This window comes from Halomonas sp. KG2, assembly GCA_030440445.1.
Taxonomy (GTDB): domain Bacteria; phylum Pseudomonadota; class Gammaproteobacteria; order Pseudomonadales; family Halomonadaceae; genus Vreelandella.
Genome location: CP098528.1, coordinates 1,566,763 through 1,581,535 on the forward strand (window position 1 = coordinate 1,566,763; position 14,773 = coordinate 1,581,535).

Sequence of the window (14,773 nt, forward strand, 5' to 3'; positions counted from 1 at the left end):
GTAATAACGTTAGCTGGCGGTTTTGCTTTTTGTACTATCCCAAATGGTTAAAAACGCTTCTTTAAACGGTGAGGGCTGTGGCTTCGCTGTGGCTTTTCGCGTCGCCGCTTGATCGGTTGGCGCTGTTGTCTTTAGCGGGGTATCCCAAATTGTTGGAAACTGTTCCTGATAGCGCATGGTGTGCTCCTGATTTTGTGAGCTAGACGTTTGTCTATAAAACTTATAGGTAGTATGACGTAAAAAATACTTTATGGAAATGTTTTCCATAAAATGTTTTTTCACAAAAAAAGCAGCGCCTGGGCGCTGCTTGAATGTTATTTTGGAGCTGTCGGCTGTTTCTTGATAAGCAACTATTATGCTTACTTTGCTGCATCCTCAGGGGTTAGTCCGAGTGCCCACAGGATAAACGCGTCTTGGCGAGCCGTATCTCGCCAAGCTTTGAACCTGCCGGATGCGCCGCCGTGGCCGCTGGTCATGTCGGTGTGAAGCAGTACAGGAGCATTGCCTTGCTGTGCCTCGGTAACGCGGGCATAAAACTTGGCAGGCTCCCAGTAACTAACGCGAGTATCAAACCAGTTGCCCTCTATCCATAGCGCTGGGTAGTGCTGGGCGCGTATGTTGTCGATAGGTGAGTAGCCAGCGATACGCTCAGCGACTTCTGGGTCTTCAGGATTGCCCCACTCACTATATTCGGCGGTGGTAAGCGGTAACTCTGGGTTCTGCATGGTACGGAGCACATCCAGAAACGGCACCTCCAATACCGCTGCGCAAAATGCCTCAGGTTTACGATTGATGCAGGTGCCGACTAGTAAGCCGCCTGCGCTTGCCCCGCAAGCCACTATCCGGTCTGGCTGGCTAAGTCCCTCGTTTACTAGCGCCTCTCGAGCCGCTAAGAAGTCGTTAAAGCTATTCTCTTTATAAGCCATTTTGCCCTTTAGATACCACGGTTCGCCTCGCTCACCGCCGCCGCGTACGTGGGCGACTGCAAAGGCTGCGCCACGCTCCAGTAGTTCGAGCCGAGCAATCGAGAACCAGGGGTCAAGCGCTTCACCATAGGCGCCGTAACCATACAGCAGCGTGGGCAGTGGTTGGCCGGCTAAGTCAGCGCGCATGACAATGGATACTGGCACGCGTTCGCCGTCAGCGCTGGTTGCCCATATGCGCTGGCTGACTAGTTGATCAGGCAGCAGTTGGCCGTAAACGGGGACTTGCTTTAGCAACGTACGTTCACCGCTATCCAGGTTTAGCGCATACCAGCTGGGAGGGCGAGTGAACGACTCTTCGCGTAGATGGACGGTATTGGCATCGAAGTGTGGCGAATCTTCTAGCAGCTGAGAGCAGGGCGTTTCAGGTAGTTCTATATGCTTATCTAGTGTGAGGTTGTGGTCTTTATCCAGCACTAAGCGGCGTAACATAACCTGGGCATCACGATGGCTTCGCTCGGCAATGATTAGCCCCCATGCAAACGCATCGATCCCTTCTAGGGTAGTGTCTTCACGGTGAGCTATCAGCGACTTCCACTCGGCAGCAGGGTTACTGTGCTGAGCAGTGCTTGTGAAGTCGAGCTGAAAATGTGGGCCTGCGAGATTTTGTAAGCGATAAAACGTACCAGGGCGGTGATCAATACTCACTTCAACCCCTGCCTGACGGGTATGTAGGCACAATGGGGAGGTATGAGGCTGATCTGCCGGCACGGCATGGATTTCTGTTGTATCTTTTGAACCGCTTTCAATCAAAAGCCATGCTTTCGAGCGCGTTTTGCCAATCCCAATCCAGAACTCCGGATCGTTCTCACGCATTACTAAGGTTGGTTCTGCAAGGCGCTCTGGCGTTGAAAACGGTATCCACACACGCCAGATGGAATCCGGACGCTGAGTGTCATCAAAGCGTGTAAATAGCAGCGTTGCACCGTTGGTTGTCTCATCCTCTGCCCAGCATACACTAGCGCCAATATCGCTTAGTAGTTGCTGAGGTTTCCCGTCGGGTAGTGCTTTTAACCACAGTGTGAAGCGCTCGTCGCCTTGGGTATCTTCCGTCCAGGCAAGCCACTGCTCATTCGGGGAAAGTGCCATGTCGCCCATGTCATAAAAAGGCTGGTCGGCGGCACGCTCACGTACGTCAAGAAAGCACTCGTGAGCATCGGGCTGGTTGTTAGGGTGGCGCCACCAGCAAGGGTAATCATCCTCGGCGGCGGTATTGCTCCAGAACGTAAAGTGGTCAAGCGCTGTCTTAAGGCTGGTTATTGCCAATTCACGACGCGCTAAGTGGCTTTGATAAAGTGTTTCAGCAAGCGGCCGTAAAGGAGCAAACCATTCATCATGCTGATGGTTCGCGGCTTCTAAAAAAAGCGATACGTCAGGCGCATCACGCTCTTCTAACCAGTGCCATTCTGGAGAATTAGCGCGATAATAATGTGTGACAGGCGAGCCTTCGTGCTTATCAGGCTGTGCTTTCATAAATTGATAGGTACCATAACGGGAAATCAACGTCGGGTGTCTCCACCCACATGAGGGGTATTATGCTGTTTGAAGACTCAATGTCACTGCTGTGGTCAAGTTATTACGTTCTTTCACTGGTTGTGCTGGTTGCTGTCTACTTTGCACTAGCATTCTTGCCTCGCCTACCGCGCTTGGTGATTACCTGGTGTGTGGCGGGAGCGATGTGGATACCTGCAGGGTATCAGTTACCGTTAGTAGAAGAGGGTGAGTTTTATACCGGCTGGGCACCGGCTGCCATGGTGTCTGCGGTTGCTTTTCTTGAGCATAGCGCCAGTGCACTACGTGGTGGTTTGCTGTGGCTGATTTTAGGCATTGCCTTAGGCGCATGTGTTGGCATTGCCCTGTGGTGGTGGCGTAGGCCAGAACCTTATGACGATGTGTCTCAGCATCAGCCCCAGGAAGAAGATCCTCAGCCAACCCGGCGCCGAGAACCAGTGATTAACTAATGCGAGTACAAGGCGCGATGATGGAGCTAGCCGATGTGTGAGTTACTAGGCATGAGCGCCAATGTTCCTACCGATATTTGTTTCAGCTTTTCCGGCTTTTTACACCGCGGTGGGGGCACTGGGCCTCACCGCGATGGGTGGGGCATCGCATTTTACGAGGAAGGGGGGTACCGTGAGTTTCGTGACCCTCATCCCTCGGTTAATTCCCCGATAGCCCGCTTAATCTGTGAATATCCTATCAAGTCCAATGTCGTGATTAGCCACATTCGCCAAGCGAATGTAGGCGGCGTACGGCTGGCAAATACCCACCCATTTACCCGTGAAATGTGGGGGCGGCCTTGGTGCTACGCCCATAATGGCCAATTGAGTGATTGGCAGCAGTTGCCATTAGGTACGTACACCCCGGTAGGTAATACAGACAGTGAACATGCTTTCTGCTGGTTAATGGGCGAACTGCGTCGTTGCTTCCCCACGCCACCTGCGTTTCCTGAATCATTGTGGGAGCGGTTGCACGGGCTATGTGAAGAGTTGCGCGGGCTAGGCGTTTTTAACCTACTGTTATCTGATGGCGTTTACTTATACAGCTACTGCTCGACTAAATTGGCTCATATTACTCGCCGCGCGCCCTTTGGCGAGGCGGAGCTTTCCGATGCAGAGTTAACGGTTAACTTTATCGAGCATACGACGCCTAACGATATTGTCTCTGTGATTGCTACAGAGCCACTTACTCAAAATGAAGCGTGGCAGCGAATGGTTCCTGGTGAATTATTGGTATGGCGCGAGGGAGAGATCAAAGCGAGTTACGGTCATAGCAAATAGTGTGGTGACACGGCGTGAGCGACAGCAACAGGGCAGTGCTTTAAGCTAAAGTTGAAACGCCAGTTTCAATCGATCGTTTTACAGCGTGCTGCCTGTCGTATATGGTTGGCTCTTTTAGGCTTGCTAGTTAGTCACGCACAATAACAAGGTCGGTCAAATATCGACACGGATAGCGGAGATTGCCCATGAGCGAAAACGCCAATGCCCACGTACTACGTGGCCCAGCGCTTGAAGGCTTGGATCAGTACAACTCAGTCACGGATGTCTTTCATTCAGCGGTTAAACGTTTTGCCAACAAGCCGGCATTTAGCTGCATGGGCAAAACCCTAACGTTTGCCGATCTTGATCGTCTGTCTGCTAACTTTGCAGCTTGGTTGCAGCATGAAACCGACTTGGTTCCTGGCGACCGAATCGCCATTCAGTTACCTAACGTGCTGCAGTTTCCTGTGGCGGTGTTTGGTGCGCTAAGGGCGGGGCTCGTGGTCGTTAATACCAACCCGCTTTACACCGAGCGGGAGATGGCGCACCAGTTCAAAGACTCAAATGCCAAAGCCATTGTGATTTTGGCCAATATGGCGGATAAGCTTGAGAAAGTGCTGGGTAAAACGGATATCCAACACGTCTTGGTTACCCAGCTTGCCGATATGCACGATGTGCCGAAGCGTTGGCTAATTAACGCCGTTGTTAAGCACGTTAAAAAGATGGTGCCTGCCTACTCGCTACCCAACGCTGTTGGCTTCCGCGATGCACTGAAAAAAGGCGCGTCGTTACATCATACCGAGGTGCAGCGCACCATGGATGATGTGGCTGCACTGCAATACACCGGTGGCACCACCGGTATGCCTAAAGGCGCGATGCTGACCCACCAGAACCTAGTGGCCAATATGCTTCAGGCGCGTGCCGCTATCGGTGAACACTTGACCGATGGCGAAGAGCTGGTAATTGCGCCATTGCCGGTTTATCACATCTATACGTTTACCGTTAACTGTTTATTCCTGATGGAAACAGGCAACCACTCGCTATTGATTACTAATCCTCGCGACTTAGCTAGCTTTGTCAAAGAGCTTAAAGGCTTGCCGTTTACCGGGTTTATTGGCCTGAACACGCTGTTTAATGCGCTGTGTAACCGAGATGACTTTAAGCAGCTCGATTTCTCAAAGCTAAAGCTGACCATTTCCGGCGGTATGGCACTGACTAAAGCGGCGGCTCAGCGTTGGGAAGAGACAACGGGGTGCCCGATTGCTGAGGGCTACGGGCTAACGGAAACATCGCCCATTGTTAGCTTTAACCCCACAAACGCTATACAGCTGGGCACCATTGGCAAGCCAGTGGCTGGTACCGCTGTGAAAGTGATAGATGCAGACGGTAATGATGTTCCCATGGGCGAGCCTGGTGAACTTTGCGTGCAAGGGCCTCAGGTGATGAAAGGTTACTGGCAGCGCGAAGATGAAACCCGCAATTCTATTGATGAAAACGGCTGGTTCCATACGGGCGATATTGCCGTGTTGCAAGATGATGGCTACATCAAGATCGTTGATCGTAAAAAAGATATGATTTTAGTATCTGGCTTTAATGTCTACCCCAATGAAATCGAAGATGTCGTGGCAGCGCATCCAGATGTGTTGGAGTCTGCAGCAGTGGGTGTGCCAGATGAAGGTGCTGGAGAAGCCATCAAGCTATTCGTTGTTTCCAAAAACAGTGAGTTAGACGCTGAGACGCTGCGCAAGTGGTGCAAAAAAGAGCTAACCGGCTACAAAGTTCCGAAGTACGTAGAGTTCCGTGATGAGCTTCCCAAAACCAACGTTGGCAAGGTACTGCGTCGACAGCTCCGCGATCAGGAAACAAACAACGCTTAAGCGCTTAATCAGTTCGCTATTAGGTGGCTGTTAGGCGTCCTGTTATCGAAGGCGTTACAATAGTCGGCCCACTCATGCAGTGGGCCGATTTTATTCTGAGATGGAAACCGAGCCTAACGTGACCACCGACACGCAAACTTCCCATGCTGACGCCCAGAACACTTATCCACTCACCGTATTAGATGAGGAGATAAGGCACGTTATGCTGCGTGATGCACAGCAGCTAGCGCGTCGTGTGGCAGGCCTTAAGCGGCGTCAACGAGACAGAAAACCGATTGACCACGGTGTCCAGCAAGTGCAGCGCGACCTGGAAAAAGCTAAGCGCCTGCTGGCTAATCGTGAAGCACTGAAGGTGGCGCTGGATTATCCTGCCGAGTTGCCTGTAGTAGAACGACGAGAGGATATCCTAAACGCTATCCGCGACCATCAAGTCGTCGTCGTAGCGGGGGAGACAGGGTCGGGTAAAACCACTCAGTTGCCTAAAATATGTCTAGAGCTTGGCCGCGGGCGTAAAGGGGTGATTGGACATACCCAGCCACGCCGACTGGCAGCGCGTAGCGTTGCCGGGCGGTTGGCAGAAGAGATGAGTGTGCCGCTAGGTGAGCAGGTCGGCTACCAAGTGCGCTTCAATGATCAAAGCTCCCCGAATACGCTCGTAAAGCTGATGACGGACGGTATCCTGCTGGCAGAAACCCAGCACGATCCTTTGCTGCTGCGTTACGACACGCTGATTATTGATGAGGCGCACGAGCGCAGCCTTAACATCGACTTTTTGCTGGGTTATTTAAAACGCCTGCTGCCGAAACGTCCTGATCTAAAAGTCATTATTACTTCAGCCACCATTGATGTAGATCGTTTTGCTGCCCACTTCGGCAGTACCAACGCGCCTGCGCCGGTGGTTGAAGTCTCTGGCCGCACTTTTCCCGTCGATGTGCATTACCGACCGCTGGCGCGTAGCGAAGAGGATGAAGATGACCGGACACTGCAAGAAGGTATTTTGCACGCAGTGCGCGAAATCGAAACCATCGAGCGTGAGAAGGGCTGGCTGCATGGTCCACGCGATGTGCTGGTGTTTTTACCCGGGGAGCGTGAGATTCGTGAGACAGCCGATACGCTGCGACGGGCTGACTTAACCGGCACCGAAATATTGCCTCTCTATGCGCGGCTTTCCAACGAAGAGCAAAATCGTGTCTTCGCTGCTCACAAAGGGCGGCGAATTGTGCTGGCGACTAACGTTGCTGAAACCTCGCTCACGGTACCGGGCATTCGCTACGTTATTGACCCTGGCTTGGTGCGTATCAGCCGCTACAGCTACCGAGCGAAAATACAGCGGCTACCGATTGAGCCGATTAGCCAGGCCAGTGCTAATCAGCGTAAAGGCCGCTGTGGACGTGTGGCGGAAGGGGTGTGTGTTCGCCTTTATGATGAAGAGGATTTCCTGTCGCGGCCAGCGTTTACCGACCCAGAAATCCAGCGCACCAATTTAGCGTCAGTCATCCTTTCCATGCTGGCGCTGAAACTTGGCAGTATTGAAGCTTTTCCCTTTGTCGACCCGCCCGATAGCCGATTCGTAAAAGATGGCTTTCGTTTGCTGTTTGAGCTGGGGGCGGTAGACGACCAGCAGCGCCTGACCCCGCTGGGCCGCAAGCTAGCTAAGCTACCCATCGACCCACGGCTAGCGCGCATGGTGTTGGCAGGTGCCGAACGAGGCAGCCTGCGGGATGTGTTGATTGTGGTATCGGCTCTGGCGATACAAGACCCTAGAGATCGACCTGCTGACAAACGCCAAGCGGCGGATCAAGCGCACCAGCGCTGGCATGATCCCGATTCTGATTTTGTTGCGTTGTTAAACTTATGGCATGGCATCGAAAATGCCCGCGAGGCTCTCTCAGGCAACCAACTACGTCGCTGGTGTCGCGAGCACTATATTAACTATCTGCGCATGCGCGAATGGCATGACACGTTCCGTCAATTGCGTCAGTTGCTGCGCGATATGGACATCGACGTGCCTGCACCGCTGCCCAGAGATGAACACGAAAGCGAAGAGCAAGCCAAGCAAGCACGTCGTAAAACGTCAGGAAAACTGCACCAAGCGCTGTTATCTGGGCTGCTTTCTAACCTGGGAACACTGCTGGAAAATCGTGAATATCTCGGTGCGCGTAATCGTAAGTTTATGATTCATCCTGGTTCAGGACTGGCGAAAAAAACGCCGAAGTGGGTAATGGCGTTTGAGCTGATTGAAACCACTAAATTGTTCGCCCGTACAGTGGCGAAAATTGACCCCCAGTGGATTGAGCCTCAAGCGCAGCACTTGATAAAAAGCAGCTATAGCGAGCCGCACTGGGAAATGAAGCGTGCCCAGGTAGTTGCGTTCGAGCAAGTAACCCTGTTTGGTCTGCCTATCGTTGCTCGTCGCCGCGTGCATTATGGTCCTATTGCTCCCCAAGAGTCCCGGGAGCTGTTTATTCGCCGTGCGCTAGTGGAAGGCGAATTTCAGACGAAGGGTGAGTTTTTTGCCCATAACCGAGCGCTGATTGAAGAGGTCGAAGCGCTCGAAGATCGTGCGCGTCGGCGCGATATTCTGGTCGATGAAGAGACGTTGTTTGCTTTTTATGATGAACGGCTCCCTCACGATATCGTTAATGGCAAAGGATTTGAGCACTGGCGCAAGCAAGTGGAGCGTGAGTCTCCTGACTTATTAAAATTCGATATTGAGGCACTGAAAGCACGGGATGCCAACGACGTGACTCAGGCGCAGTACCCTGATCACCTGACGTTGGCAGGGGTTGCCTATCCGGTTAGCTATCACTTTGATCCTGATGCAGAAGATGATGGTGTTACGCTAACCGTGCCTGCCGCGATGTTGCCTCAGTTGCCCGTGCATGCCCTTGAGTGGTTAGTGCCGGGGTTGCTGCGCGAAAAGTGTATTGCGCTACTTAAATCCCTGCCGAAAAGTATTCGCCGCCAAGTGGTCCCCATTCCCGACTGGGTCGATGCGGCGCTGGAAATGCTCGTGCCTGATAACCGCCCACTGACCGAGGCGCTTGGCGAGTTTATTCGGCGGCGAACGGGTACGCGGGTACACCCAGATGACTGGCGGCTAGACCTGCTAGCACCACATTTAATCATGAATGTGCGCGTTGTCGATCACGCTGGTAAAACGCTGGGCCAAGGGCGTGACGTACGTGCCCTGGAAAGGCGCTTCGAAGAAGCCGCCAGTAGGGGAGCTCAGGCGTTAGCGGAGCAGGCTAATCAGGCTCCGGCGCTTGAAGGTCTGCCTAGTGAGCCGCTCCCTGAGTCTCGAGTGACGACTCAGGCGGGTATCCGTGTTGAAGCTTACCCGGCACTGGTGGCAGAAGATGCACGCTTCAAAGTGGCACTTTTCGATCATCCCGCCAAGGCAGCGGCAGCGCATCAAATGGGTGTGGCGCGTTTGGCGATCTCACAACAGCCGGATCAGGTGAAAGCGATTAAGCGTTTGCCGGGGGTGGAAAAATGCGCGTTGTTGTTTGCCAAGGTTGGGAGCAAAAATGAGCTGGTTGATGATCTTTTACTGGCGGTGTTTACTCAAGTAGTGGCTGCGCATCCTCTGCCACGCTCGGAGCAAGCCCTTAAGCAGCGCTTGCAAACTTCTGAAGAAAGCTTGTTAGCGCATGCACAAACACTGTTAACGCATGTTGAGGCGGCGCTGAAAGGGCACTTAGCAGTGACCAAAATTTTAAAAGGGAAGCTCAATTTTGCGTTAGCGCTTGTTTACAGTGATGTCAGCGCACAGATGAAACGATTGGTTTACCCTGGTTTCATTCGCGATGCAGGAGAGTGGTTAACGGAGTATCCTCGTTATACAGAGGCTGCGTTAATCCGCTTGGAAAAAGCCGCGCGCGAGCGAGGGCGCGACCAAATGCTGATGCACGATGTCCAAGCATTGGAAACGCGTTTTGATGCGCGCCGTAAAAGCGAACGCAGAGGCGACGCGGAAGACCCAGAGTTAGTGGCATTTGGTTGGTGGATTCAGGAGCTCCGGGTGTCTCTGTTTGCCCAGCAGTTGGGGACTAAAATGCCCGTTTCTGTGAAGCGCCTAGAAAAGCGTTGGGAAGAGCTTATTAGCGTTTAACGCTTGTCGTAATACGATAATAGGCTTACGTCGTTAAGCCAATGCACCAAGATGACAACATCGATTGACAGCCAGCGACTCTCAGTAAGCCGCTAAAAGGAGAAAGGCATGACACATGTGGTGATTACCGGTACAGGACTTTACACGCCGGAACACGCCATTGATAACGCGTCGTTGGTGAAAGCATTTAACGCGTGGGTAGACAGCCAAAATGCTCGGCATGCTGATGCAATCTCACGTGGTGAACGAGAGCCGTTGTCACACTCCAGTAGCGAGTTTATTGAAAAGGCATCCGGCATTAAAAGTCGTTATGTGTTGGATGCCTCAGGAATTCTTGACCCAGCGCGGATGCGACCTAAACTGCCACAGCGTAGTAATGATGAACCGTCTATTCAGTGTGGTATGGCGACCCAGGCGGCACAACAAGCATTGGCAGCGGCTAACGTCGATGCTGCTGATATTGAGCTTGTCATCGTGGCGTGCTCAAACCTAGAGCGCGCTTACCCAGCCGTGGCCGTCGAAGTTCAGCAGGCGTTAGGCACCAGCGGTTACGGTTTCGATATGAATGTAGCCTGTAGCTCAGCAACGTTTGCGCTTGAAACAGCGGCCAATGCGATTGCATCTGGTAGCGTAAAGCGGGCTCTGATTGTCAACCCAGAGATCTGTTCGGCACATCTCAACTTTACAGATCGCGATAGTCACTTTATTTTTGGCGATGCTTGTACAGCAATGGTACTGGAAAGCAGTGATTGCGCTGTGGCAGATGAGCAGTATGAAATATTAGGTACGCGTTTAGTGACGAAGTTCTCTAATGCGATTCGTAATAACGCAGGCTTCCTAAATCGCGTCACCGACAGTGACCCGCTGGCGCTGGATAAGTTATTTGTACAAGAAGGGCGGCGGGTGTTTCGAGAAGTGTGCCCCATGGTTGCTCAACTGATTTCGAGCCATTTAGCCTCTCTAGAACTTTCTGGAAGCGACTTGAAGCGCATGTGGCTGCATCAGGCTAATCAGCACATGAACGACCTGATTGCGCGGAAAGTGCTAGGTGAGGAGCCTAGTAAAACGCAAGCGCCCATTATTCTTGATCGCTATGCTAATACCAGCTCAGCGGGATCGATCATCGCCTTTCACCTGCATCGTGAACAGTTAGAAAGTGGTGATATTGGTGTGATTTGTTCGTTTGGCGCAGGTTACAGCGCCGGTAGTGTTGTTATACGTCGTCAATGACAGTGCTTTTGGTTAATTGTTTTCAGGCGTGAAATGCGCCGAGCCGCACGCCACACATGTTGAGAAAGGAGCTATCATGCTTGGGTTGTTAGCAAAGCCAAAAAGCGCGTTTAGTTGGTGCTACAAGGGATTGCCTGTCTTGCTGCTAGCCGTATTAAGCATGAGTGGGTGTGCCAGTTCAGGGGGGAATGTTGGCGAGCAAGTCCACCTTGAAGATCCTTGGGAAGGGTTTAACCGTCGCGTGTTTGCTTTTAATGACGTGCTAGACCGTTACACGTTAAAGCCCATCGCTAAAGGGTACCAGACGGTTACCCCCGATCCTGTGCAAACTGGGGTAGGTAACTTTTTCGCTAACCTTAGCGACGTGCGTACCGCGTTAAATAGTTTACTCCAAGGTAAGCCCGCTAATGCGGGGCTTGCTACTTCACGCTTTTTAATTAACTCGACGGTGGGTATAGGCGGGTTGTTGGATTACGCGACGTTGATGGAAATCAATGCTGATAAGGAGGATTTCGGACAAACGCTGGCGGTGTGGGGGTGGGATGACTCGCGCTATTTAGTGCTACCGTTGCTCGGTCCTAGAACACTTAGGGATACCACTGGGCTTCCTTTTGATATTGCAGCTCATCCGCTTACCTATATGGATGACCATACGCTAAGGGCTGGTTTAACGGCACTGGATATTATTCATATTCGCGCAGGGCTACTTGATCAAGAAGACTTGATTAGTGGCGACCGTTATAGCTTTGTTCGTGATGCCTTCTTACAACGCCGTCAGTTTGAGATTAGTGATGGTGAGCTTGGGGATGACCCATTTGCTATGGACGATTTTGAATTCGACGATACCGATTTTGGTGACGACGATTTCGCCGATTGAGGCTTAATATGGATCATTCCAAGCAGTTGATCGCAGTGATCGATGAGCCAGGGCAAGAGCGTGATGCGCTAGCAGAAGCGATTACGTGCGATGGCTTGTGGGTATTTGCAGCAGATAATATTGATAATTTGCCTGCCGACACAGCGCTTATCGTTGCACATGCAAGGGCAGTGCCGCGCCAGCAGTGGTCGCAGCTGACACATCGTTTGCCTACCTTGGTTGTCAGTGATTCTCGTCAGGACGCGGACCTAATTAAGGCAGTTGATGTTGGTTTAGTTGACTATATTGTTCACCCGCTACGCCACGCAGAACTGTTGCGCCGGATGATTCGCAAAGCCATTGAGCTTCACACATTGGCTCAGGAGCGAGACCGAGACCGAGAGCGGCTGGCCGAATTAAACGAAAGCTTGGAAACGCATTTAGCCTTGCTGCGTATGGACCAACAGAGCGGTGGTCATATTCAGCGCCGTTTATTGCCTATTCATCCCAAAATCATCAATGGTGTGTACTACGATTACTGGTTCGCACCTTCGCTGTATTTGTCGGGAGACTTCCTTGACTATCAGCGCTATAACGATCGCTACAGCGCGTTCTATTTTGCCGATGTGTCTGGGCATGGGGCGTCCTCTGCGTTTGTTACCGTACTGCTCAAGTATCTATGTAACCGGTGGCTTAATGAGTGGGATGGCCAATCGCCAGAACAGTTGGCACCAAACTGGTTGGCGGCATTAAACCGAGAGTTGCAGGACACTGATATTGGCAAACACGCGACCTTGTTTGTTGGTGTCATTGACCACCAGGAGCGGACGCTTCACTATTCGCTCGGTGCACAGCTTCCTATGCCATTGCTAGTGTCTGGTGGTAAGCTAGTGCGTCTGGCAGGAGAGGGAATGCCAGTAGGTCTTTTTCCAGATGTAGAGTATCCTTCGCTCAGCTGTACTTTACCGGCCGATTTTCATTTATGGCTGTGTTCAGACGGTGTATTGGAATGCTTGCCGGGTAAGACACTCGACACGCGGCTCAAGGAACTTGAGCAATTAGTAAGTGAAAGTGTCACGCTTGAGCAGTTGCGCGACCGGCTAGCTAACACCAACTCCCTTCTTATAGAAGGTGATGCGGACAATGAGGCGAACCAGGACCGCGATGCTTTACCCGATGACCTGACAATCATGATGGTGAGCGGATTTGGTCATGCTGATTGAAGAAGGCCGCATTAAAGCGGCGTTCGACTCCGGTGTTTTTGTTTTAAAATTATGCGGCGACGTGCGGTTGACGTTGTGCGCTACGCTTGATTCTCAGGCTCAGCGCCTAGCGGAAACGCCTGGGCTAACGGCGGTAATGATCGACCTGCGCGAAGCGACGAATGTTGATTCGACGGCGCTGGGTTTTCTGGCCAAAGTTGCTATGGCGGTAAAAGGGCGCTTAGAGCACCCACCCACCATCATTGCTGATAATCCAGATGTACGCAAAATGCTGGATGTAATGGGTTTTGCACGTTTTTTTACGCTGATGGAAGCACCCTTACAGCAAGCGTCGACACTAGCATCGGCCCTAGAAGACTTGCCGGCTGAACCCGCTGACGAAGAGGGGCTACGTGAACGTATTTTAGAGGCCCATCGAATTCTGATGCATATGAACGAGCACAACCGCGAACAGTTTCAACCGCTTGTGGAAATGCTCGAAGCGCAAAATTCGACGGCCCACTAGCAGCGCACGTCATCTGTAGGTAGGTTTCAAGTATATACTAGACAAGGCCCTCCTGAGATAAACATCCTGGAGGGCCTTTTGGCTTCTGCTGCCGCCTATATCGGTGTTAGCGATGCAGCGGAGTCAGCAATCGAATTAGCTGCTGCGAAGCTTGCTAAGCAATTCTTCGAGCTTGCGCTGGTCAGCCATAAACTTGCGAATACCTTCTGCCAGTTTATCCGTCGCCATTTCATCTTCGTTCATTGCCCAGCGGAAATCTGCCTGCGCTAACGCTTCACTCGGTGCGCTGCTGGCTGCTTTGGGAATGAGTTGTTGCGGCAACTCTCCTTGAAGTTCGTCTAGTTCGTTGAGTAGTGCAGGGGATATCGTCAAGCGATCACAGCCAGCGAGCGCCTGAATTTCACCCACGTTTCTGAAACTTGCGCCCATGACGATGGTGGGGTAGCCATGGCCTTTGTAGTAGTCGTAAATGCGCTTAACAGACTGCACGCCTGGGTCGTTGGCACCGCTAAAATCTGTGTCAGGGGCTTTGGCTTTATGCCAATCGAGAATACGGCCTACGAACGGTGAAATGAGCGTTGCACCAGCATCTGCACAGGCCTGTGCTTGGGCAAAGCCAAATAATAGGGTTAAGTTAGTGCGAATGCCGTCACGTTCAAGTTGGCGAGCGGCTTGGATGCCTTCCCAGGTCGATGCCATCTTGATCAAAATACGCTCTGGGCCCACGCCCTGCTGGGCGTATCGCTCAATCAGCGAGTGTGCCTTGGCAATGGTGGCATCACGATCAAACGATAGTCGGGCACTGACTTCCGTCGACACGTAGCCGGGTACCAGCTCGCTGATTTCGCTGCCGATATCAACGGCTACTCGATCTACGGCATCTTCCAGGTCGGTGCTTTGTTTAGCAATACTGGCGAGTCGTGCACGTCGCTCTTCCTGCTGAGCAGCTTGCAAAATGAGCGAGGGGTTAGTCGTGGCATCTTGTGGCTTAAAGCGGCGGATAGCGTCAAGGTCGCCGGTGTCAGCGACAACCGTGGTCATCTCTTTTAATTGAGTTAGTAGGCTAGTGGCCATGCATCCTTCCTTGTCGTCGTTGAGATAGTTGTCGTTGGGGTACTTTAGCAAGGGCATTGCGTGGCGAACAGAGACCGACAAATGAATTGAAATCGATTATTATTAGCGGCCTATCTATTCAGCGGCATTCTCTGCTGAATAATGCCAACTTC

The 14,773-nt window shown here is 52.1% G+C and carries 11 protein-coding genes; 8 read left to right on the forward strand and 3 right to left on the reverse strand.

Going from position 1 to position 14,773, the window contains the following annotated elements; all coding sequences use genetic code 11:
* Positions 1-9: 9 nt before the first annotated feature.
* On the reverse strand, positions 10-282 hold the full coding sequence (locus NDQ72_07255; protein ID WKD29730.1) for a hypothetical protein: 273 nt from the start codon (positions 280-282) through the stop codon (positions 10-12).
* A gap of 77 nt (positions 283-359) precedes the next feature.
* A complete protein-coding gene (locus NDQ72_07260; protein ID WKD29731.1) occupies positions 360-2,456 on the reverse strand; it encodes a prolyl oligopeptidase family serine peptidase in 2,097 nt (698 codons plus the stop codon).
* A gap of 62 nt (positions 2,457-2,518) precedes the next feature.
* Here NDQ72_07260 and NDQ72_07265 point away from each other — a divergent pair, with 62 nt between their 5' ends.
* The 8 genes from NDQ72_07265 to NDQ72_07300 all read left to right on the forward strand — a co-directional run bounded on the left by NDQ72_07265 (position 2,519) and on the right by NDQ72_07300 (position 13,547).
* Entirely contained in the window at positions 2,519-2,944 is a 426-nt protein-coding gene (locus NDQ72_07265; GenBank protein ID WKD29732.1) for a hypothetical protein, read from the forward strand.
* A gap of 33 nt (positions 2,945-2,977) precedes the next feature.
* Positions 2,978-3,763, forward strand: a complete 786-nt coding sequence (locus tag NDQ72_07270) for a class II glutamine amidotransferase (GenBank protein WKD29733.1) — start codon at positions 2,978-2,980, stop codon at positions 3,761-3,763.
* 185 nt (positions 3,764-3,948) lie between these two features.
* Positions 3,949-5,619 (forward strand): AMP-binding protein, encoded by a 1,671-nt coding sequence (locus NDQ72_07275; protein WKD29734.1) that lies wholly within the window; start codon positions 3,949-3,951, stop codon positions 5,617-5,619.
* A 100-nt stretch (positions 5,620-5,719) separates the two neighbouring features.
* Positions 5,720-9,733: an ATP-dependent RNA helicase HrpA gene (hrpA, locus tag NDQ72_07280; protein WKD29735.1), complete on the forward strand. Its 4,014-nt coding sequence runs from the start codon at positions 5,720-5,722 to the stop codon at positions 9,731-9,733.
* Between the two features lie 108 nt (positions 9,734-9,841).
* Positions 9,842-10,963: a beta-ketoacyl-ACP synthase III gene (locus NDQ72_07285; GenBank protein ID WKD29736.1), complete on the forward strand. Its 1,122-nt coding sequence runs from the start codon at positions 9,842-9,844 to the stop codon at positions 10,961-10,963.
* 76 nt (positions 10,964-11,039) lie between these two features.
* Complete coding sequence (locus NDQ72_07290) at positions 11,040-11,840, forward strand: VacJ family lipoprotein (GenBank protein WKD29737.1); 801 nt, start codon at positions 11,040-11,042, stop codon at positions 11,838-11,840.
* Positions 11,841-11,848: 8 nt separating this feature from the next.
* Entirely contained in the window at positions 11,849-13,042 is a 1,194-nt protein-coding gene (locus NDQ72_07295) for a SpoIIE family protein phosphatase (GenBank protein ID WKD29738.1), read from the forward strand.
* Entirely contained in the window at positions 13,032-13,547 is a 516-nt protein-coding gene (locus NDQ72_07300; GenBank protein ID WKD29739.1) for an STAS domain-containing protein, read from the forward strand. Before NDQ72_07295 ends, NDQ72_07300 begins: the two co-directional genes overlap by 11 nt.
* A 135-nt stretch (positions 13,548-13,682) precedes the next feature.
* Here NDQ72_07300 and tal read toward each other — a convergent pair whose 3' ends face one another.
* Positions 13,683-14,621: a transaldolase gene (tal, locus tag NDQ72_07305; GenBank protein ID WKD29740.1), complete on the reverse strand. Its 939-nt coding sequence runs from the start codon at positions 14,619-14,621 to the stop codon at positions 13,683-13,685.
* Positions 14,622-14,773: the final 152 nt, after the last annotated feature.

What these genes read in the sequence shown, in the direction of transcription:
- NDQ72_07260 (WKD29731.1), bottom strand. Translation starts at nt 2,456, where the DNA reads ATGAAAGCACAGCCTGATAAGCACGAAGGCTCGCCTGTCACACATTAT.
- NDQ72_07265 (WKD29732.1), top strand. Translation starts at nt 2,519, where the DNA reads ATGCTGTTTGAAGACTCAATGTCACTGCTGTGGTCAAGTTATTACGTT.
- NDQ72_07270 (WKD29733.1), top strand. Translation starts at nt 2,978, where the DNA reads ATGTGTGAGTTACTAGGCATGAGCGCCAATGTTCCTACCGATATTTGT.
- NDQ72_07275 (WKD29734.1), top strand. Translation starts at nt 3,949, where the DNA reads ATGAGCGAAAACGCCAATGCCCACGTACTACGTGGCCCAGCGCTTGAA.
- hrpA (WKD29735.1), top strand. Translation starts at nt 5,720, where the DNA reads ATGGAAACCGAGCCTAACGTGACCACCGACACGCAAACTTCCCATGCT.
- NDQ72_07285 (WKD29736.1), top strand. Translation starts at nt 9,842, where the DNA reads ATGACACATGTGGTGATTACCGGTACAGGACTTTACACGCCGGAACAC.
- NDQ72_07290 (WKD29737.1), top strand. Translation starts at nt 11,040, where the DNA reads ATGCTTGGGTTGTTAGCAAAGCCAAAAAGCGCGTTTAGTTGGTGCTAC.
- NDQ72_07295 (WKD29738.1), top strand. Translation starts at nt 11,849, where the DNA reads ATGGATCATTCCAAGCAGTTGATCGCAGTGATCGATGAGCCAGGGCAA.
- NDQ72_07300 (WKD29739.1), top strand. Translation starts at nt 13,032, where the DNA reads ATGCTGATTGAAGAAGGCCGCATTAAAGCGGCGTTCGACTCCGGTGTT.
- tal (WKD29740.1), bottom strand. Translation starts at nt 14,621, where the DNA reads ATGGCCACTAGCCTACTAACTCAATTAAAAGAGATGACCACGGTTGTC.